The 22,795-nt window shown below is 40.7% G+C and carries 15 protein-coding genes; 6 read left to right on the forward strand and 9 right to left on the reverse strand.

From position 1 onward, the window contains the following. Nucleotides 1-23 precede the first annotated feature (23 nt). The 8 genes from ACXAH9_RS07775 to ACXAH9_RS07810 form a co-directional block, all read right to left on the reverse strand. On the reverse strand, nt 24-806 hold the full coding sequence (locus ACXAH9_RS07775) for a LytR/AlgR family response regulator transcription factor (RefSeq protein ID WP_474894295.1): 783 nt from the start codon (nt 804-806) through the stop codon (nt 24-26). Beyond that, complete coding sequence (locus ACXAH9_RS07780) at nt 803-1,858, reverse strand: sensor histidine kinase (RefSeq protein WP_474894296.1); 1,056 nt, start codon at nt 1,856-1,858, stop codon at nt 803-805. The genes ACXAH9_RS07775 and ACXAH9_RS07780 overlap by 4 nt, the downstream gene beginning before the upstream one ends. An 89-nt stretch (nt 1,859-1,947) precedes the next feature. Next, nucleotides 1,948-2,343 (reverse strand): hypothetical protein, encoded by a 396-nt coding sequence (locus tag ACXAH9_RS07785; protein ID WP_474894297.1) that lies wholly within the window; start codon nt 2,341-2,343, stop codon nt 1,948-1,950. 117 nt (nt 2,344-2,460) lie between these two features. Further along, on the reverse strand, nt 2,461-3,267 hold the full coding sequence (locus tag ACXAH9_RS07790) for a hypothetical protein (protein ID WP_474894298.1): 807 nt from the start codon (nt 3,265-3,267) through the stop codon (nt 2,461-2,463). A 12-nt stretch (nt 3,268-3,279) separates the two neighbouring features. Next, the gene (locus tag ACXAH9_RS07795; protein WP_474894299.1) at nt 3,280-4,539 is read right to left on the reverse strand and encodes a T9SS type A sorting domain-containing protein; all 1,260 of its coding nucleotides are present in this window, start codon (nt 4,537-4,539) and stop codon (nt 3,280-3,282) included. Beyond that, nucleotides 4,523-6,967: a TonB-dependent receptor gene (locus ACXAH9_RS07800; RefSeq protein WP_474894300.1), complete on the reverse strand. Its 2,445-nt coding sequence runs from the start codon at nt 6,965-6,967 to the stop codon at nt 4,523-4,525. The genes ACXAH9_RS07795 and ACXAH9_RS07800 overlap by 17 nt, the downstream gene beginning before the upstream one ends. Continuing rightward, nucleotides 6,964-7,791, reverse strand: a complete 828-nt coding sequence (locus ACXAH9_RS07805) for a DUF4249 family protein (RefSeq protein ID WP_474894301.1) — start codon at nt 7,789-7,791, stop codon at nt 6,964-6,966. Before ACXAH9_RS07805 ends, ACXAH9_RS07800 begins: the two co-directional genes overlap by 4 nt. Before the next feature lie 11 nt (nt 7,792-7,802). Next, entirely contained in the window at nt 7,803-10,508 is a 2,706-nt protein-coding gene (locus ACXAH9_RS07810) for a TonB-dependent receptor (RefSeq protein ID WP_474894302.1), read from the reverse strand. A gap of 1,002 nt (nt 10,509-11,510) precedes the next feature. Between ACXAH9_RS07810 and greB (ACXAH9_RS07815) the strand changes: the two genes are divergently transcribed. Continuing rightward, entirely contained in the window at nt 11,511-12,026 is a 516-nt protein-coding gene (gene greB, locus ACXAH9_RS07815; protein ID WP_474894303.1) for a transcription elongation factor GreB, read from the forward strand. Between the two features lie 158 nt (nt 12,027-12,184). Here the strand turns inward: greB (ACXAH9_RS07815) and ACXAH9_RS07820 are convergent, their stop codons facing one another. Then, nucleotides 12,185-14,899, reverse strand: coding sequence for a carbohydrate-binding protein (locus ACXAH9_RS07820; RefSeq protein WP_474894304.1), 2,715 nt, complete (start codon nt 14,897-14,899; stop codon nt 12,185-12,187). Nucleotides 14,900-15,161: 262 nt separating this feature from the next. Here ACXAH9_RS07820 and ACXAH9_RS07825 point away from each other — a divergent pair, with 262 nt between their 5' ends. From ACXAH9_RS07825 to greB (ACXAH9_RS07845), 5 genes are all read left to right on the forward strand, one after another. Beyond that, a complete protein-coding gene (locus ACXAH9_RS07825; protein WP_474894305.1) occupies nt 15,162-16,040 on the forward strand; it encodes a DUF808 domain-containing protein in 879 nt (292 codons plus the stop codon). Nucleotides 16,041-16,694: 654 nt separating this feature from the next. Then, complete coding sequence (locus ACXAH9_RS07830) at nt 16,695-19,514, forward strand: tetratricopeptide repeat protein (protein ID WP_474894306.1); 2,820 nt, start codon at nt 16,695-16,697, stop codon at nt 19,512-19,514. A 10-nt stretch (nt 19,515-19,524) separates the two neighbouring features. Then, nucleotides 19,525-20,580 (forward strand): response regulator, encoded by a 1,056-nt coding sequence (locus ACXAH9_RS07835; protein WP_474894307.1) that lies wholly within the window; start codon nt 19,525-19,527, stop codon nt 20,578-20,580. A gap of 54 nt (nt 20,581-20,634) precedes the next feature. Further along, nucleotides 20,635-21,690 carry a PKD domain-containing protein gene (locus ACXAH9_RS07840; protein WP_474894308.1) on the forward strand — a complete coding sequence of 352 codons (1,056 nt, stop codon included), beginning with the start codon at nt 20,635-20,637 and terminating at the stop codon, nt 21,688-21,690. A 298-nt stretch (nt 21,691-21,988) separates the two neighbouring features. Then, a complete protein-coding gene (gene greB / locus ACXAH9_RS07845; RefSeq protein WP_474894309.1) occupies nt 21,989-22,504 on the forward strand; it encodes a transcription elongation factor GreB in 516 nt (171 codons plus the stop codon). Nucleotides 22,505-22,795 lie beyond the last annotated feature (291 nt).

Below are 22,795 nucleotides of genomic sequence, written 5' to 3' on the forward strand. Positions count from 1 at the left end.
AAGCATTCCGCCATTTCTAAACCTCACACCTTATTCATCCACTGCTTAAACTCAGTGGCCTTGGCTTTGCTTATGATAATATTTTCTTTAGTTTTTGGTTTAATATTCAAGAATAACCTGCCATTGAAGTAATATTCAACATCTATAATAGCTTCTCTTTTTACTACAAATTGTCTGTTTACCCGATAAAACAATACGGGATCGATAATCTCTTCTATTGAATCGAGGCTTTGATCCATAGGGAATATTCGCCCGTCCTTGCACATACATTTTACCATTCCATAGTCAGCTTGAAAGTAGCTCATATCCTCTACTCCTACCGGCACCAACCGGTCTTTGTAAGGGAGTAAGAAATTTTGCTGGTAGACTTTTTTATGATTTAGCTTTTCGTAAATCCTTTGGATTTTATTGGACAGTTCTGGCAATTCACTTGAATTCTCCGACTGAGCAGAGAAAATGCGCTTATACTTTTCTATGGCACGCTCGAGATCCTCTTTTTTGATCGGTTTGAGCAGATAATCGACACTATTGAGCTCAAATGCTTTCAGAGCATATTGGTCATAAGCGGTACAGAAAATGACAGGAATCCCGACATCTATTTTCTTAAAAATCTCGAAAGAAAGTCCATCACTCAGATAAATATCCACCAGCATCAAGTCGATGGTATCTACCATGGGAATAAATGATACAGCAGATTCGATAGATCCCAAAACAGACAACACGTTAATATCAGCATCTATTTCAGCCAACATATTCTTTAGCTGCCTGGCAAGGTTCTCCTCATCTTCTATGATCACTATATTCATGGCAATAGCGGAATTTTGACGTTAAATGTTGTGTCGGTCTTTTTGATGATCACCTCTCCATCACACAGATATTTGTAACGTAGATTTAAATTGTAAAGACCTAACGAATGACTTTCATTGACTAATCTCGCTCTCAGTGAGTTCTCAACTTCTATGAAAGAACCAGAAGATTGTATCACCAATTGAAGTGGATGATCATTATTAAAACTGTTATGCTTCACCGCATTTTCTATCAACATTTGGATCGCTAAAGGAGGAAGCGTCATTTCCAGCGCTTCATTTGAAATATTGATTACATCATGTACGGATTCACCAAATCGCTCTTTCACCATGGATAAATAGATCTTCGCATATTCCATTTCTTCCCGAAGTGTTACTTTATCAACATTCTCATTTTTTAGGACATAACGATATACATCGCACATGTCATGTACATATTTTTTGGCTTTTGGTCGGGACTCATCAATAAGTCCGTTTAGGGTCGAAAATGAATTGAACAAAAAATGTGGGTTGAGCTGTTCTTTCAAGTTGGCAAATCGAGCTTCAGCTGTTTCTTTTTGTAGCATTTCATTTTTTAACTTGATCTGATAATTCTCTCCCATAAAACGATAAACTGTCCCTACAAGTGCTGATACTAACATCAACGCCATGTTAGTCATTATGGTCAAGAAAATAAATCCACTTCCACCCTCTATAGGTAGACGATCTGAAACCGAAAGATCAACTCGTGGTATAGTCAATAAAACAAAGCCAATCTGAACAGGAACGAATATCAATAAATTAAAAAGTATGATCCCTTTGAAAATCAATAGGTTAAACCTGAAAGGACCTATTTTGACTTTATTGTAAAATATGTTGGCAGACAAAAAGACAGCACAAACCACAAAGAGTGTTACTATTCGAATAAAATAATCCAATCTTCCAAACTCGTACAATCCGAGTGCCTCTATTCGGGTCATCATGCTGATTCTTGACATACCCATCAAAAGGGTGATGGCTAGTGCGGTAAGTACGACTAAACCGATACGGGAGATAAAACGCTTGTTATTCATTTGGAAAGCAATAAAATCAATTTTTACCAACTAGTTAATACAACCATAGGAGAAACTCCTATACAACTATTCAACTACTATTTGTTACCTCATCCTCGATTTGCTTTCATCTGTGAGCGCAATTCTTTTTTCTGCTTTAAATAGATTTTGTATTGATCTTTGTCTAGCACAGTTTTCACCTCTTTGTCTTTTCGACTACTCATATCCTTGAGTTTTCTGAAAGTAGAAATTGACCTCCCTCCTTTAGCGATTACTTCCATTTCCTTCACGTATTTGAGATTGATGTCAAACATTTGCTGCTCCTGATCACTGTTAAAGTCAATTTTCTCTTTTTGCTTATCGGTCATCAGCTGTGCCTTTTCTTCAGGTGTTTTATCAGAGACCTCTCTATTTTGTGCAAATCCTGATGTTACCATTGTTAAAAGGCTAAGGACAAAAATGAGCCCCTTGAGTTTTGTATTTAGTCTTTTTTGTTTCTTTTCCATTTTATTCTGTTTTTATATTTTTTACATAGTTAACGAACCACTGGCTCTTCGTTTGGTCAGAAAACCATGAGGCTGACGAATGATCTGACGAACCTGATCAAATCGGTATTGAAGTAATTAATCGTTCCATGGAAACTTGGACCAAGTCATAACAGGTTGGTTTAATTCCTGGAACGCTCTTAGCTTATCACTCGCTCCTACCATACCTCTTCCTTCCATTCTACTACCTGCTGCACCAGCAAACCTTCCACCTCCTCTACCAGCCATTTGTTTTCTGATCAATTCCTGAGCATTGATTCCTTCAATTTCAAAACCAACTGCGAGAACGCCCTTTATCCCCTTTCTTAAGACGTTGTTGGGAATAGCGTATTCAATGATCATCTCCTCTTTTGAAGCAATCTTCCTAGAGATTTCTATTGGAATTTTGAGTTGTCCTAAATTGGTATGGTATATTTTGTCCGTATTATCCAATATGCCTATCAATCCTACCTCATTGGTAGACCGCTTTCCCAACAAGTCCATTCCTTTACCTTCTAACTTCTCTCGATCAAAATTCTGAAGGCTTCCACGCTGACTCATCATCTTTTCCAGCATACCACTTTCCATTGCCCCGACTGGGTATTTTATCCCGACTTCCTTTTTAGATTTCCCTGTCCCATCCAGCCAAACGGTCAGCCCGAGCAGTCCAATCTTCTTAATCGTCTGTTGATCCATCGCCTTGACAAGGATTTTTGTGTATTGCCCCTCCTGCGCTATGGAATAAACCAAACCAAGTCCACTAACCTTTTGATATTGATCCCTGTTCCATTCTGTGTCCTCACCATCGACAACAATAGTTTGTGCAGTATTCAGTGGAGTAAGTTGTGGGGTACAAGCCGTGATTAGCGCCCCAAGCAAGAGGTACTTCGCATTAAGTATAGCCATTGTTGTAAGCAGTTATCTTTTAATTAACTTGAGGGTTGTCTGATTGGTATTGTTTAGGATGGTCAAATAGTATATCCCTGAGTTTGTTTCAGGTATTTTTATAGTTCCTGAACATTTTCCTTCAATAATATTTCGCCCTAAAAAGTCATAAATGATGAAGTATTCATCACCAAGAAGATTCTCAACAAAAATTTCATTTGAAAACGGATTCGGGTAAATTTTATACCCTTTTTCGAAAAGGTTCTCTTCAACACTTGTCAAAAGAGTGCAGGAACTAACATCAATTTCGCTGTATAAATTTGGGTCATGGTTTGGGTCTTCGACCGTGTTAGCCATCATTGAAATTTTAACAATTTCATCACTTGTAGAAAAGCATAATTGGTGAAAGTTATCATTGTCGTTTATGTCTGCTATCGAAATTGGTACATGCGGAATTAGAACTCCTGAACTATCAGAATAACCAATATAGTATTGAAATAAGTCAGATTCGGTATCACCACTTATATACGGTGTAATGCCACCATCCCAAGCAACTTGAATCGTTTGTACTCCTGAATTACATTCATTCAGGTTATCATCAATTTTTTGGGCAAAAAATAAACTTGGACCATCAGCAAGCGGAATAACATTAGTGGTAGTGATTCCGTTTAGGTTTATGATTTCAGAACAAGCGGACTCTCCGGATATAGTAGCTGTTGTAAATAAATCATCCACAACTCTTACCTCAACAGGTGGATTAGTAACAGCAGTTCCAAATTCACCTAATAATAGCACTGTTCGATTTTCACCATTTTCATTTGCTGGTGCTAAAACAGCACACATCGGTATGTGTATATTTCCAAGGCGATCCAAAACTTCAAAATCAGTTTCCGATAAACTGGATGCATCTAATGGGAATTTAAAATTAACAGGCATACCATCTATCAGGCTTCCTGGTTGATTACATAATAAACTTGGTAGTCCATTATCAAGTCCAAAAAAAGCCGACACAAGAGTATCTTGTGATTTAGCACTTAAAACAAAAGTCAAAATTGTTATTACTGAAAGTAAGGTTTTTCTTCTCATATTTTTTTCTCTATTGTAATTGCTTACAACAATGGAATAAACCAAACCAAGTCTACTTACCTTTTGATATTGATCCCTATTCCATTCTGCATCCTTACCGTCAACCACAATGGATCTAGCTGTATTGAATGGAGTAAATTGAGGGTGACAAGCCGTGATACGCACCCCAAGCAAGGCGTATGGAGCTCTTTTAAAAGTTAAAATCATTCTGAAAGTCAAGTTCATTGATATCGCCAGCATTCATTGTTGGCCGTTTTTTATAGTTATTGAATCGGAAGCTGAGGTTGATATTTACAATAGGCGTGTAGGGAGAAAATTCCATGCTTGATACGAAAAACTCACTAGAATTTTCATTCGAAAATCGCATGGTACTAAAAACATCACGTACCTGAGCTGACAGGTCTAGCTTGTTTTCGAGCAGTGGTTGCTTCACTCCTATCATCGCAGCAAAAAAGCCCTGTCGCGAACCCTGAGAGCTGGCTACCTCGCTGTTGTAGAGTACATTGAACTGGAGCGAAGTATTGGTCTTGCTGATCTTGAAAGTCGAACCAAATCGTGCATTCCACGAATTGGATGAATTGTTAACTTCTTCTCCTGATACGTCCCCATTGATATTGTATCTGTAAATACTCGAACTGAGGTTCATGCGCCACCAATCCGTAAGCTGACCACCCGCCATGATCTCCGTGCCATAGGAAAAATCCTGTGCAAGGTTCTCATAGGTAAGCAACAAAAGGTCATCACTGCCCGACAACCAGACCGGGCTGATCTTATCCTCTGTTTGCCGATAAAAAATATCAGCAGACACAAACGTGAACAGAAATCGCTTTAACAGGCTCAGTTCAACCGAATGGACATACTCTGGCTGCAAATCCACATTGCCACTTCGTTGATTCTTCTCATCAATAAACTGGAGATAGGGATTAAGTTGATTGATGTTAGGTCGGTTGATACGTTTACTGTATCCCAGCTTTAGCTGTGAGTCGTTAGAAAAGCGATAAGACACATTGGCCGAAGGAAACAGGTTGAAGTAATCCATCGTATTGGAAACTTCGGTTTGGTCAATGCTACGAGAAGTAGTTTCTGGTCTGAGACCCATCTGATAACCGAACGAGTTTCGTTCTCCTGCCAGTTGAACATAGCCGGCATTGATGGTTCGGTTGAGAAATATCTCATTGTCAGTAAGTGTCGTCTCTTCAGCAGTGCTCACGCCTATTTGCTGATCCATCTCTGTCGTTTCATGTCTTAATTGGTATCCTAATTCTAGTCGATCATTCTTTTTCCCAACAGGTCTGGAATAGTCCAGATTAAGTCTGGTTTCCGATTCCAGTCCTGCTTCATCGGCACTTTGATCAACTATAAGGTCTAAAGGTTCCCAGCTCTCTGTTGCTGTTTGCTCCGAGAGGTCGTCCCCTTTGGATCCATCCGTTCGGGAGTGAAACAGATTGGCACTCAGCTTATGCCCATTAGAAAGATCAAACAAATGCTCAAATCCAGCTGATGAGGAAATGAAACTTCTATCATTATCAGCTGCTGTGAGGGACAGAATGTTCAGTGGGGTACCTGAGCCCGCTAGTGTTCTGGAGTTGTATTCTCTTTCAAAAGAAAGTTGTCCGGCACTTACTTCCCAGTTGAAAGAATTTGTCGCATTGGGATTATAGGTGACTCCACTTTTAAGCGTGTGGTTAGCACGATATACACCTATATCCATGTCCGAGTCCCGAATGTTGATGCCGTCAGTAAGTATCGTTTCTCTGATTCGATTTCCCTCGCCCTCTATCGGAGAATACCTGGAGTTTATTCCGAGTGAGAAAGTTGCTTTGTCCCGGGTCAATTGAAAATTGGCGTCTCCGGAATATCTCCCCAACAGATTGGAAGTAAACCCTCCTCCCCCATTGATCACTCCTTTAAAACCCTCTGAGAAATCTTTTTTAGTGATCACATTAATGATACCTACTTCCCCCTCAGGATCAAATTTGGCAGATGGATTGGTAATGATTTCCACACTCTCAATCGTATTGGCAGGCATCTGTTGGAGCGCGTCACTACCTTTAAGAGCTGTTGGTTTTCCGTTTACCAAAACTGTGAAGTTAGGACTTCCTCTCAGCGTCATATTGCCATCCATGTCCGTTTTGACAGATGGCTGATTTTCAAGTGCTTCTACCAATGTCCCTCCCTGTGCAGAAAGATTGGCCGCTATGTTTATTACCTTTCGATCGGCCTTGAAAAGAATTTCCTCTTTTTGACCAGTCACTACCACTTCATCAAGCTTATCAACAGAAGGTTCAAGAGTTATCTCACCAAAGAAGATTTCCGGTTGCTTGGGTAAGATCATGACCTGGTTGATGATCGTCTTTTTATACCCAACAAAACTGATTTCGAGACTATAGGCTCCTAAACCTAGTCCTTTGAAAGAGAATTGCCCTTTCTCATTAGTGAATTCACCTTTGACGACTTCATCTGTACGAAGATCATAGAGTGCCACAGTCGCAAATTCCATAGGCTGTTTGCTATCTAGGTCTACCACTTCTCCATAAAGGGATCCTTCTACATCCAGGTTTGGCAGCTCCTGAGAAAAGATTTGATTGGTTAGCCCAAAGAAGATGAGGAAACCAGCTAAGTATTTGCTTTTCATTGTTTGTTGATTTCCAGGTAAACTGTATCGCTTGCAAAGCCCGAGAAAATGCCCTCTCCATTGGTAATGTTGGTGAATGGTTCATTTAGATCTCTGGAATCCTGCTCAATCGTTTCATAGAGCAAGGCATATTCTTCATTGACACGATATACGATGATGCGATGCGTACCAAACTGGGTATAATGGACAAAAGGGATCATTGTAAAGAAATTGTCCTGAGTGGGCGTTGATACAAACTCGAAATTGAAATTTAGTATGTTGTTGAGATCAATGGGTTCCGGATTGCTTTCCACGTTTTCAATAACCAGGAAATAATAATCCCCGTTGGGGTTGTCCCATTCTACATTGACACGAAGATTCTCATTTTGTCTAAGATCTCTTATGTCAAAAAAATCAATCAACTGGGGTAGTTCCAAAGAACTGGAGGACAGATCAAGCCCAGTAGGAGCATAAGGCACACGAGTAGATGATGAAATAACATCTCCTTCGTACATGAAGTTGATTTCATAGGTCTCACCGCTAATGATTTCCAGATCGCCTCCCGGATAAAAGTAGTTTCCGCCTCCTGATTCAGTATTTATCAAGGGAAAAGAATTTCCATTCCAGGTGATTTCAATATCAAGTCCATTGACCTCATTATCAGTAATGTCAGAAGCGAACGGAATGACCTCTGTGATCTTGATATCATCTACTTGATCGCCTACATAAAGAAAGGCTTCTACGACAGGGATGGTATCATCGATCTCAAAATCGGGAACATCTTCACACGATATAGTTCCGAAAAGAGTAGATAATAGTATGATTTTAAAATGTATATTTTTCATTGTTTTGTCGCTTAAAATTTGAAACTGATATTAAGGTTGGGAGTGAATCCTATTAGTTTGACATCTGTCTCCATGAATTCATCTTCCTCAGTCTGGAATTCCTTGTACCAGGTGTTGTCACGATTGTAGAGATTGAATAAGGATAGTCCGATCTGGCCACTTCCCGTCTCGCCCATTTTGAATTTGTAGTTGGCAGAGAGATCCATTCGGTGGTAATCAGGTAGCCTAAAGGAGTTTTTAGCGCCTACGCTGATATAGTTGTAGGTTTCTCCATCTAGCGTGGTGAGTTGGTACTCACCATATGGGGCAGTGTATGGTTTTCCAGTACCATAAACCCAGGTGGCACCAAACTCCCACCGTCCAATCTCATAGGTATTGACCAGATTGATCTCATGCCGTGTATCATGTAGGGCATAGAATGGATTGTCGCTTATTCCTGGAATATCATGCACTACCTCGCCAATGGTGTAGCTGATCCATCCTTTGTAGTTTCCCGTCTTTTTTTGGATGAGCCATTCTACACCTCTTGCCACACCTGTTCCTTCAAAGAAGTAATTGGTATCCTCTAAGTCCACAAGTGCAGTGGCAGATTGACGATTGCTGTACTCTACGATACCATCTAGTGATTTATCGTAAACTTCCACATCGAAAAGCCATCCGTCCGTTTCGTAGCTTATTCCTCCAATGAGATGTCTGGAGAAGCTCACAGGGCTATTTTGATCATCTGCCAGAAGCCAGAAATCTCGGCTCCCCTGAGATACATCCTCGCGAACTATCCGATTGACAAACTGGTGATAGTGACCCCATGCTGCTTTTAGTTTCCATTTCTTATTCAATGAATAAGAGGCAGATAGCCTGGGTTCAAAGTACATCTGGTCTGTGACATCAAAATAGGTGGAGCGCAGACCTCCAATCATTGTTAGACGGTTATTTACTTCCCAAGTATCTTGAAGGTAAAAGGCAGCCTGTACACCCTTATTCTTTTCATTGATGACACTGACGGTATCATTTGCAACGAAACTGTACGAGATATCATTGAATATGGTCTGTGCACCAAATTCAATCGTATGGAATTGGTTGAGAAGGTATTCATTGTTAATGGCAAATGAATAATCAAACAGGTCATTAACTTCTTCGGTACCAACTCTGCGATTGATCAATGTATCAGCTCGGTCAATCGTGACATCATTGATGCGATCTCTATCACTGAAATAATTAGAAAAACTGGTGACCGCATTTGAATAAAAGCGATCATTCCATTGTCGAGCCCATCTTAGACTGGTTCCAATGTTGCCCCACTGAAGCAGGTCAGTTATATCTGTATTAATAGATGTAAGATCACCGTTTCCGTCTTCGAAACTATTGGCAGTTATTCTGGAATTGTCCAGATCATCTTTCCCGCTGTAGTAGGACAATGAGACAATATCTTTGTCGGTAGGCCGAAAACTCAACTTGGCATTGGCATCATAGAAGAAAAAGGATGGCTCGGATTCTTCCTGTTGATTTCCTCTTCCAGGTCTGGAAGGCAAGTTAGGATTTTGATTGTTGGTGGTAGATCCATTGTCATTGTAGAGATCAAAGACATCATTATAAATTCCACTTGAAATAATATCGGTGTAGGATCTTCTTCCAGCCAGGAATAGATTGAATTTATCCCCGATTGGCACTTCAACAAAGGCATTGGCACTGATCGCACCAATCCCCGCTCCTCCGGAAAATTTATTTTGATTCCCGGTCTTTCCTGTTAGCTCCATTACGCTGGAAAGGCGTCCTCCATATTTAGATTCAAAACCACCCTTGTGCACTTGCACATTCTTGATCGCATTTGGGTTAAAGGCACTGAAGAATCCATAAAAATGATCCACGTGGTAGACTGTAAAGCCATCCAATACTACCAGGTTTTGATCCGGTGTTCCTCCTCTGACAAAGAGACCCGAAGAAGCCTCATTGGTCCCGCTAACGCCAGGCAATAATTGAATACTTCTGAAAATATCCTTTTCCCCCATGCTGGGAAGTGCATTCAAAGCCTCTGGTGAAATGCTGATCTGGCTGATATTTTCAGTCGCACTGATCATTTGGTTATCTAAGTTGGAAGCGCTGACAACTACTTCTTCCAATCGCTGCTCTGAGATAGTTAGCTTGATGACTAAAGGCTTTTGATCTACGATATCTTTGATAGGAATCTGGGTAGTAGTATAACCTACGTACTGAATGGTCAGCATCATCGTATCCGCAGGAATATTCAAGAGTGTGAAGAAACCATCGACATTAGTGGTAGTCCCAAAATTTGAACCGATAATTCCGACAGTAGCAAAGGCCAGCGTCTCACCATTGGCTTCATCCACTACCTTCCCACTGAGGTTAAAATCCCTGTTACTGACCGTTCGGTATCTACTTGTATCAACTGGCTGATCATCTATTAAAACCACTCCATATTGAACAGTATAATGAAGTCCATGATCACTTAAAATTTTCTCTATCACTTCCTTTACCGTCTCCCCTTTGAAAGTGTATGACTTAATTCTGGCTGGCAGTTTATGTTCTCCCATGTTCAATTTCAACCCTGCATCAGCCACCAGTTTATTAAGTATCATTTGGGGTGTCTTTCCCATAAATGTTTCATTGACTGTTTTTGATAGACCATTGTCTTGACCTTGCGCGCTTAGGGCTAGAAACACAAACCAAAGCCCATAATATCCTTTCCGTATAATATTCATGTTTGAGTATTTTATTTTGCAAAGAGTAGCGTTAGAAAGGACGCTATGATTTGGAAAAAGAAAGGAAGCTGACGAATCAGGTCATGAATTGACCGTAGGCTCGCTTGAAGTAGTTTCGAGAAAATAGGCAAAGAGTCTGTGTCAATAGAAATTTGACTGGCCCAGTTTGACACCTTTTCTATTTGTGCATGCCACTTTTGTAGCACCAGCTCTCATATTGATCAGGATGCACAAACTAAACTGTGAAGATTATCTTAAAATACGAGGTGTTATTTAAAAGTATGATTGGTAGTTAGCATGTCATATTCCGCACACGTTCACCTTTTGCCAGCCCTCTATCCCACCCTGAAAAGCTGAAAGAGTGCTCGTTCCTGCTAAGAAATGATGAGTACGTTTTTAATTGATGTTAGAGGTCTTCCCTAAACTATTAATCCCTCCCCTGAACCCAAGCTATATTAACATAACGCAGGACATTATATAACAATACTAGTGATTTGCTGTTTGTGAGCTTTAGCGAACAATTAACATAAAATCAGATATGTAATGTGAGGCTGCCCGTGCGCTTGGTCAGTTACATATCGGTTACGATTTTATGTTAAAAGCAAATCACGGTAATCTTGATCCTGTTCTTGAATGTTAAAGCAAATCACGGCTCTCACACAACCACATTGCTTATATAATGATATTATGTTAAGCCGACATCAAGGCCGGCGAGTATGTTCGTGTAGTGCTCCTAAAGTTTAAGTTTTTAGATTGTGCTTCTAGCCAAGGTGTTATATAATTAGCCGTTAAGCTCGAGGGTGTGTGGTTCACCAGAAGCTCCTACTCCGAGACCTAAGCTTTATTGACTGGCGCGTGCAGCGATAACGCAGGAAATTATCAACACAACGTTTCAGAAGCAGCACCTACCTGGCGTAAAGCTCGCGATATCCCGTACTGCACAATCAAACTATCCATCTTTCTATTTTATCTTGCAAAAGTTTTCAAACAAGAGCATTGATTATGAGGCGAAAAATTCCAGAATCAACACTACCAAAAATCAAGCGCTCGCAAATGATTACTGCCGAAGGCTTGCAAAAATTAAGGGATGAACATGATCACCTGTGGCGCGTGGAACGTCCAGACATTACCGCTAAAGTATCTTGGGCCGCAAGTTTGGGAGACCGTTCAGAAAATGCCGATTACCATTACAACAAAAAGCGTCTTAGAGAAATTGATAATCGCATTCGCTATCTGTGTAATTGTATTGACAACTTAAAAGTTGTTGACTACCACCCTAACCAGGAAGGGAAAGTGAAGTTTGGTGCGTGGGTAGAAATTAAAAACGAACAGAAAGGACTTCAAAAACGCTTTCGAATTGTGGGTTACGAAGAACTGATCGGTAATAAAGATTACATATCTATGGACTCCCCAATGGCTAAAGCGCTTCTTGATAAAACGGTTGGAGATGAAGTGATCGTTGAAACCAAAATGGGTGATTTTGTGTGGAAAATTCTTAAAATAGATTATCAAAAGTAGGGTAATCAAAATAGAAATAAATCGATTACTTCTGTTTGACGAAATAGGCCATGACTGGCAGGCTACCCCCGACCGATTAATACCAACTCTGAACCAACTTCATGCTAACATAACTTGCCAACCTCAAGACATTACAAAAGTCTATTTTAGAGACATATCTATCTTATTTTCATAACATTGTGTCTTGTCACCTCATTCTTATTGTTGGTCAATAAAAGTACATATATTCCAGTTTTGAGATTTTGAACATTAATAATCTGATCTTGTCCTAACTCACCGCTAAGTATCTTTGAACCACCAATATCCAGCATTTCATATTTACTATATGCAGGACCCAAAACCTTGATATATCTCTGCGTTGGATTAGGGTAAAGTATCGTTCGGGTTTTGTTTTCTAAGTCGGATACCAGTGGGGCTACTTCGCTTACTTCGAACCAATTCAAGTTGAATCCGGCCTTGAGCACTTTCATTCGCAAAATGTGAATGCCTACAGGTATTTCGAGACCCTCGCCTGTGACTGTTTCCCAAGTCTGCCACCCTCCAGTTCTGGGAGTTCCAACTTCTATTAATTTCGTTTCTGTTTCACTTCCATCTACCAAATAAAATCCGATTCGACCGGTACTATTCTGAGCAGCCACTCTTAGCGAAATGGAGAACATTCCTTCCTCTCTGACTAAGATTTTATAATCGGCAAAATCTCCTACGTCTGTGTAACCAATATTCTGGCCACCACCTGTGTCGGTGGTTTCTTCTAGGCCAAATCCAACCTGTACTTCATAGTCTTCAACTTGGATTTTTCCAGGCAAAAGGAAACGTTTATCCAGATTATTTAGTACATCAATGTTGGCGAATGGTCTGAGTGGATCATCTGACATTGAAACTATCGAAGATCCTGAATACGTCATTTTCACTTGATCTGTAAATACAATTGGATCTTTCAATGCGATCACAATGGTTCGACTTTGTCCAAGAATCACCTCCGTGATTTCCTGTGGAGTCCCATTCACGCTGACTTCAAAAGCTCCAGTTGTATTAGCTAATGATGATTCTTTTAATTCTTGATTGATAAATAGGTTAATTGAATGTTCGTCAGTTCCAACATCGGCCGTCATGAACTCTACATCAATCTCAGCGTCGGCTTCTTTGATGAATTCAATGCTACTGACATTGACTTCACTTTGATCAAAATGTATTCGCAATTCTTGCGTCCCAGCTTCTAATAGAATATCATCAACGCTCAGGGTTGTGAATATTTCCCAACCACCACTATACGGAACTGGTAACGAGGTGGTTATGCTTTGATTATCAATGGACAAATGAACTTTACTATTGCTGACATCAGTCGCATAACGAATATCAGCTCTGTAAACGCCTGCCTCAAGTATCTCAACTGTATACTTGACCCATTCGCCTTTATTTGTAAATCCAATATGAAATCCATTACTATTAACCTCGTCTTCATTTGGTTGAATATCAACGCCATCGTTCCGGTAGGACCATCCCGCATTCCATGCCTGAAATTCACCCGTAGAAAGATGGTAATCCGCAACATCTTTATCGAAATAGGCAAAACCATTTTTCCCAAGATCATAATCAGATAGGTAGACGATTCCCGGAATTTGGTGATCCGAATAGGGAATGGTTTCATCCGTGTGCGGCTGCCTAAAAAGAGCATCAGGCACATCCTTTCGATACCGGCTGTTTTCCACCAACAGGTTCTCTGCGAGCTGCATCATCCCGTCAAATGTTTCTTGCTCGGTTGGTTGAGGTCCTTCACCTTTCCAGTAATCGATCACTTTTTGATAACCTGGGTTAATGTCTACAGCATAGGGACTATCAATATCGCCTACCTTCCGAATCGTCCACCATGCCCACCCGATGTTATTGTCTTCAAATAACTTGACGGCATCAGTAAACCAGGTGTTGGAATTCTCGCCAGACTCTCCCATCCATAATGGGACGTTGTATTGATCTCTCATGGGCAACACCCAATCAAGATCATTTTCGTTATTGAAGCTCCAATACTTATGAAAACTGTACACCATATTATCATCCCATGGTGGGGTCAATCCAGTGTAGTCATTTGCATACCAGTTTCCTTCAATGTAAATGATGTGATCCGTGTCCACACTTCGTATTCCGTCAGTAATGTCTTCATATAATTCCCGTAGTTCAGTGCCTCCGGGAAGATCAAAGTGAGGTTCATTGATTAAATCATACCCCCCTATCCATTCTTCATTTTTGTATCTTTCGGCTATTCGGGTCCACAGCGCTACTAATTTATCTTTGTTTCGTTGGCTTCCTCCCGGATCATTTGGATGATCTTCCCATAGAGATGATTTATCTGGATCATAATCGTTTATTTCAGCGCTCGCGGTACCTTGACCGCCTGGACAAGCGTGCATATCCAGAATCACATAAATATCATGTGGCGCACTCCATTTAAGTACACTATCAATGAGTTGAAATCCAGTTTCGATCCAGGTGTGTTCGCCTTGCACTGGCTCATCTTCTATAGGTAACGTGAATAGGTTATAATGTAGTGGTATTCTAATGCTATTGAATCCCCAAGCTGCCAATGAGTCTACATCTCTTTGCGTGAAGTGGTTTTCTCTCCATTTTCGGAAGAACGTTTCCGTATTCTCCTCTCCCATCAGCTCCACTAGCTTTTCTTTGATCTCGTGCTGTGTACCAGCTATCCCGGAAGTCTGCATCATGTACCCCTCCATGATTTGCCAACCACCCGGGCCAAGACCTCTAAGTAAAACTTCCGCTCCTTGATTATCTACAATTACTTTTCCATGTGCCCTCAGCCCCTGACCAAACGAGGATAGAGAAATAGCAAGAAAAACGACGACTAAAATGACTTTCATTAACACGGATGTTAGCGATGAAATTACGTCATCGAGCACTAAATAAAGAATATTTAGGCAAGATAAAAGAAGTAATTAGTAATGTCTCCTTAAGTTTATTAAAAGGTGTAAGTACCCAACACTCACTCCCTGTTACCTTGAGTAAATCGAAAGGCAGACAATGTTCTGCATCCGATTTCTTGTGGAAAAGTTAACCTGGCGGGGGAGCAAAGTAGCCAATGTCCGCTCATTTTTGATTTCTTTGTCGTAAAACGAGTAACCTATGGCTTCAGGCTTTTTTGCAGTCCTTGATGATGTTGTAACACTTTTAGATGACGTAGCTACCATGAGCAAGGTGGCAGGTAAGAAAACGGCTGGTCTATTGGGAGATGACCTGGCGGTAAATGCGGAGAAAGCCTCAGGGTTTGCCTCAGCACGTGAGCTTCCGGTGCTTTGGGCGATTACGAAAGGTTCATTATTAAATAAGGTGATCATTCTTCCAATCGCGTTTCTTTTAAGTGCGTTTTTGCCAACTGTCATAACCATTATACTTGTGCTTGGTGGTTGTTACCTAGCATATGAGGGCGCAGAAAAAATCTATGAGTACTTCATACCACACAAGAAGGAACCTAAAGTCGCAAGGTTAAAAAGTGTGGCAGCAACAGATGTACTTCAACGAGAAAAACAAAAAATTCGGTCCGCCATCCTTACAGACTTTATATTGTCGGTCGAGATCGTCATCATCGCATTGAGTGCAGTCTCCAATGAGCCGCTAAACATTCAGATCGTTGTGGTGACCCTTATTGCACTAGCTGCCACTGTTGGTGTATATGGTCTCGTAGGATTGATCGTACGTATGGATGATTTGGGATTATCACTCATTCAGAGTTCGGAAAACAAAGAATCATTTTCACATACCTTCGGTAAATTTTTGGTGCGTGCTTTGCCTTTAATAGTTAAAGGATTGACCATCATCGGAACGATAGCCCTGATACTTGTTTCCGGTGGGATATTTAATCACAATCTGAACTGGATCTATAACCTGCATGCGCATTTTGGCATTCCTGCCATACTGTTCGAATTCCTGACAGGTTTCGTATTTGGACTGACTATTTTAATGATAATGAAGGTTGGTAAATACTTCATCATCAAAAACAAATGAAGCTCGGGTTGTCCATTAGTCAACTTCTACTTATTGCCTACTTGTGTTTTTTGTGTGCTTTTTAATGATTGCCCCCTTCAATATGCACCTAACGTCACACTCAGGGTGACAATCGATTCTATTTGTCATGCTGAGGCGGCTGAATGCCGGGATTCGAAGCATCAGACAAATGAACGTGTTATATTCACGTGTGAAGCGATCTCGATCAGGAGATTCCCATGTCGCGCTCCTACGTCGCTTGCAAGGGAATACGGCGTTTGTTTGATCCGTATTCCCTTGGGAAGGTGGTGCACATCTCATTTCCCCTTTAGGCGCCAGGGGTAATGCTACCGCTCCCCTTTAATCCCGAAAGGGATCCAAAGGCAGCTTCCCTGTCACCTTGAGTTTATCGAAAGGTAGACAATACCCTGCACGCTTTTCATGTGCATTAATGATTTGACCTCATGGATTGCGGTTTTCTATGATTGTCCCCTTTTATGTTGGTTTTTCTGTGATTGCCCCCTTCGATACGCTCCTATCGTCGCACTCAGGATAACAATGTCATGAAAGTGCTTTGTCATTGTTTTACATGCTACTGATTTGCGCTGTGATGATGGATCGTTGCATTAATTGCATAGAATTGATAAATTGAAAAGGTAACCAACCGTTGTAACCGTGGAATTAGTTTCTACTGGTAAATCACCTACCTACTTAAGATTCAAATGGCTTTCATACTTTCTGGTTGTCATTTTATTAAGTGTTCGATGTACTTCCGAGGGAGATACATTCATATCCAATAGTTCATCTTCTAATGATTCAGGAATTTTATCCACAGATAGCCTGCTATCCATTTTAGATACGAAGGAGGAGCATCACAAAATACCAGTGCTGCATGACCTGGTGATAAGTGTTTGGCTCAACTATCCTGATCAGGCCATGAAGTATGGAATGGATGCTCTATCCTTATCAAAGAAATTCTCAGACTCCACGAATATCTCAAAGTCCTTAAGGCTTATTGCAGGTGTCTACTATTACAAAGGTGACTATGACCAATCCTTAAATTACAATACCAAAGCGCTTGACATTGCCATTTCGCTGGAGGACTCCACATTAATCAATAATGGATACAATAACATTGGGTTATTGTACTATAACCTGGGAAGCCATCAAATAGCATTAGAATACCTTCTTCGTAGTGTTGACATCAAACAAAAAACCGGTGAAACATACGGCTTGTCTTCGTCACTCAACAACATTGGGCTCATATTCGATAGAGTTGAATCGTATGATCAGGCCAGAAAATATTTCCAGGAGGCTTACAATACTGCACTCATAACCAAGGATAAGAGTGAAATGTACGCCTTAAATAATATCGCTATAACATATCTAAAAGAGGGAAGCCTGGACTTGGCAATGCAGTATTTCAGAAATGGATTAAATCTCTCACAGCAGTATGATAATATAAATTGGGGTTCGGTATCCTTAAGAGGAATTGGTGAAATATTCATTTTAAAAAACCAACTTGATTCCGCCAAGACTTATTGCCTGCAATCATTGGATGCGAGTGTGAGTATCGAGGATAAAAAAGGCATTTCAGAAGCCTATAATGTATTGGCTAAATATGCCAAAGCCAACCAAAACCATGCGCTCGCCATTGACTATTTGAATGAAAGTAATGAACTGGCAAAGCAACTAAAATTGAGGGATCAGCTCCTTGACAACCTGAAGCTGTACATAAGCATCTATGAAGATTTAGGGGAATTAAGCCTGGTTAAAAGCTACCAAACACAATATCAAACACTTAGAGATTCCTTATTTAAGGATGTAGTTAGGCGGAATCTCTCACTTGTCCCTATCAAACTAAAGGAAGAGGCAGACAGGCTGAGACTAGCAGATCAGCAACGCGAAATTCAGTCTCGTAAAACCAGAAACAACATCTTCCTCATCATCCTTATTCTCATAATGCCGCTATTAATAGCATTGATAATCATTGACAGGAAATTGCGTAAGGCTAATCGAAAGATTACTAAACAAAGCAACGAATACAGAGATAGTTATGAGACGGTTAAGTTGTTATCAGAGATCGGTGCGGAGATAATCTCATCATTGTCCATTGATACAATTAGTGAGAGAGTTTACAGAAATGTAAACAAATTAATGCCCGCTGAGGGATTTGATTTGGGCATTATTAACAAAGAAACGAAACAGATTGATTTCCCAAGGAGCATTGAAAACGATAAAGTCATTGATCCACATTCATATGATATTGACGCAGATAGCGATCGGCTTAATGTCATATCTTATTATACAAAGGAGGTTGTATTCACAAATAATTTATACAAGGACTTTCCTGATTATCCACAGCCAAAAATCGGTCTTCAACCGGATTCTGCAATTTGCATACCCATCAGCCATAAGAATGAAGTAAGTGCAATACTTATGGTATATAGTTTCAAGAAAAATGCATATAATAATTTTCACCTCTCACTATTGAGAAATCTTAGTAATTACATCAGCATTGCTATTGAAAATGCACAAACATTCCAAAAGCTTGGCAAGTCCTACAAACAACTGAAAGAACTTGATGAATTCAAGGAATCCATGACTGCCATGATTGTCCATGATTTCAAAAATTCATTGAACACTGTAATCAATTTCTCCGAGGGTAAACCGAATGAACACCGAATGAGAGGCATTCGTCAGGCGGGTCAATTCATGCTTAACATGGTGATGAATATTCTGGATGTACAAAAATTTGAAGAGACCAATCCAAAACTATCTTTAGCAAATTATCCCATCAGTAGATTAGTACGACAGGCTACTGACCAGCTTACTTATATGATGGAACAAAAATCCATCAAACTGGAAATAATCCAGGATAGAGCCTTCGAAGTAAGGCTTGATCATGACCTGATTGTCAGGGTAATTGTCAATATTCTTTCAAATGCAATCAAATACTCAAGACAAAATGGTGTGATAGCTATTGCGATATCATCTGAAGGTGATCATGTTCAGGTTTCTATTCAAGATCAAGGCCTGGGGATACCTGAGGACCAGCTGGAAACTGTGTTTGATAAATATGCCCAGGTAGTAGCAAGAAAAGAGGGAGTTGCCCGCTCTACAGGTCTCGGTCTTACCTTCTGTAAAATGGTAATTGAAGCTCATGGAGGTACCATCTGGGTTGAGTCCATTGAGAATATTGGATCTACGTTCTATTTCACCGTCCCACTGGTAGAGGGATTAGAAGGGCAACCTGTTGAATCCATCCATTGGCAGAACGATAAAACGATACTTCTGAATGAAAATGAGAAAAAGTCCATTCATAGTCACCTTGCAGATTTGAGTCAATGGGAAGTATACGACTATAGTGATGTAATAGAAATCCTAAACCAGATAAAAACTGAATCTGAAAATGTCAGTGAATGGAAAGATCAAATGATGAAAGCCTTACACAATGGTAATGAGGAGCTATTTAAGTCGCTCATAAATCAATAAATTAAAGATCATGGAAGAGGCACTCATCTTAATTGTTGACGACCAACCAGATAATTCGGATACCATCATTGAGTATCTGGAAGAATCTGAAGGGAATTTTAAGTTCCTTCAGGCGTTGAATGGTCGAGTAGCATGCATTGTTGCGGAGAAGAGAAATCCGGATCTTGTGATTATGGATTGGGAGATGCCTGAGATGAATGGATATGATGCACTTCTGTGGCTGAAGGCAAACCCTCAAACATCAGATATTCCCGTGGTTATGGCCACAGGTAGGTCTTCTGGTGCTGATCTAAGCGAAGCGCTAAAATCGGGAGCAGCTGACTATATTAGAAAACCAATTGAACGGCAAGAGCTTCTGGCCAGGGTTAACAGTTGCCTCAATATTTCCCGGTACTTGAAAGAAATCAAATTAAAAAATGAAGAACTAAAGGCCTATGATCAAATGGTTTCTCATGATCTAAAAGGCCCCATTAATAACATCTATTCCTATTCTCAATTGATTCTGGATAGCTATTCAAAGCAAATGGATGATGATTTCAAAATGATGCTGGACACGATTCAAAATCAAAGCAAAGCATCATTAAACCTAATCGAAGGAATTCTGGCCTACGCTTCGGCAGAAAAAGAAAGTGATATGGAAGCAGTTGATCTAGATGCAATTGCTCAGGAGGCCATTATTGCCCACCAAACAAAAATTAATGAAACCAAAGCAGAAGTTAAGAAAAGCACCCTTCCCAAGGTTGAGAAGGGAGTTTATGTCAAAATCTATCAGCTATTTTATAACCTGATTGGTAATGCCCTGAAGTTTCAAAAGGAAGGCAATACACCTCAAATCTCCATTTATCAGAATGACGCCAGGGAAATCGTGGTAGAAGATAATGGTGTAGGTTTTGAGCAATCAAAGGTGGAGTTAATTTTTAAGCCGCTGCAGCGATTGCACAATACTTACGATGGATATGGAATTGGTTTGGGAACATGTCAACGAATTGTTGATATCCATGGGTGGACTATCCGTGCTGAGAGCGAGATAGGCGTTGGATCTAAGTTTATAATATCATTTGAATAATTATCTTCATAACCTCATCCAAAGAATTTCAATTTCAAAAAACGCAAAATCTACATGAGAAAATTAACTGTCTTATTCACCGCATTTAGCTTCTTGGTAGGATGTGGTGGTGATGATGAAGTTGGTCTTAACCAAGATGAAGAACCAAAACCTACATCAGATACCCTGAGTGTTGTATTCCCATCAAATCCTCAAAACATTTTGACCAATTCCATTGTGACATTTGCATTGCAAACTTCAAAAGCTGCAACAACGTGGAGTTGGACATTTGAGGGTGGCGAGCCGGAAGTTTCAACAGAAGAAAACCCCACAGTAAGCTATTCAAGCTCTGGCATCTATGAAGTAAGTGTCACAGTTAGCGATGGGATCAATGAAGAAACGTACACAGATAAAGATTTTATCATAGCAAGTAGCAAATTTCATCATTCACCCCCCTACTCCGGTACCATCTGGATTGAGTCAAACATCATAACGGAAGAGGATCCGACCATGTATAAAGGCATTACCTACCAGGGTACGGGTATGCGTACCATGTATGATCGGCGAGTAGAAGATTGGGTTCAATTGGATGCCCATATCATTAAAGCCACCTTTGAGCAGGGCATCACCTTGGAGGTTCAGGTCAACCCTGAGTTTGATAAAGAGCAGGCCATGGCTCATGCCAGCTTCTATGCTGAGGCTTTAGGCAGGATACCACGGGCATTTTTTGAAGATGCGCAAACCGTATGGATCCATGATGGCGTGCATGCATTTGGTGGAGGCAATAACAATTTCCTGATTCATGTCGGACAGGGAGAAGAATATGTATCACTCGGGATTCTGGAGGAGACCTTCGTACATGAAGGATGCCACACTTCTTTCGATGATGATCATGCTAGCAACAATGGGTGGCTGAACGCTCAACAAAATGATTTTACCTTTATCTCCACGTACGCTAGGGATCACCCTCAGCGGGAGGATGTAGCAGAGTCTTATCTGATGATTCTCGCAGCTACACACTTGCGTGATCGCATCGGGTCGGCCACCTACAATACCATCCTCGGGACCATTCCTGAGCGTATCAGGTATTTCAATGATCAGGAAGTGGACCTCTATCCTTTAATTCAATAGGCTGACTCCTAAAGCGTATGAATCTCTCACTACCCTGAGGTGGATGACAATCAATCCTTGTCACCTTGAGTTTATCGAAAGGTAGACAATACCCTGCTCGCTTTTCATGTGCTTTGAATGATTGCACTCTTGTAATGCGGATTTCCTATGATTGTCCACTTCGATACGCTCCTAGCGTCGCACTCAGGGTGACAATCAGTCCTTGTCATGCTGAGGTGGCTGAAGGCCGGGACTCGAAGCATCAGACAAATGAACCTATCATTATCTTGCGAACGTTTTCAAAACAAGATCATTCATTATGAGGCGAAAAATTCCAGAATCAACACTTCCCAAAATAATTCGCTCCCAATTGATTACCCCTGAAGGCATGCAAAAGTTAAGGGACGAACATGATCACCTGTGGCGAGTTGAACGGCCGGACATTACTGCTAAGGTGGCATGGGCCGCAAGTTTAGGAGATCGTTCAGAAAATGCGGATTACCATTACAACAAAAAACGTCTGCGTGAAATTGATAGGCGCCTTCGCTATCTACGTAAGTGCATTGATGACTTTAAGGTTATAAACTACCACCCCAACCAAGAAGGAAAAGTGAACTTTGGCGCTTGGGTAGAAATTAAAAACGAAGCGAAAGGTCTTCAAAAACGATTTCGAATTGTCGGTTACGAAGAGCTCATCGGTAATAAAGATTATATATCTATGGACTCCCCCATGGCGAAGGCCCTACTTAATAAACAGGTAGGTGACGAAGCGATCGTTAAAACCAAAATGGGTGATTTTGTATGGAAAATTCTTAAAATCGAGTATCAGAAGTAGTATATACAAATACATCCCCCTCCAACCTTACATTCCATCACCCCCCTTTACTAAGGGGGAATATCGCTACCCTTCTGTTCCCTGAAGGGAGCCAGCAGAGATTCCCAAGTCGCGCTCCTGCGTCGCTTGCAAGGGAATAGGGTATTGAGTTGTCCGTATTCCCTTGGGAAGCGCTGCTATCTGAGTCCCATCGCTACCCTTCTATTCCCTAAAGGGACCCAGCACTGGAATTACAAGAGTGAGATTGCTTCTTCGTTCATTCCTCACTCATCAATGACGGTCTATTTCCCC

The sequence above is a fragment of the Ekhidna sp. ABH4_415 genome, from assembly GCF_056161305.1.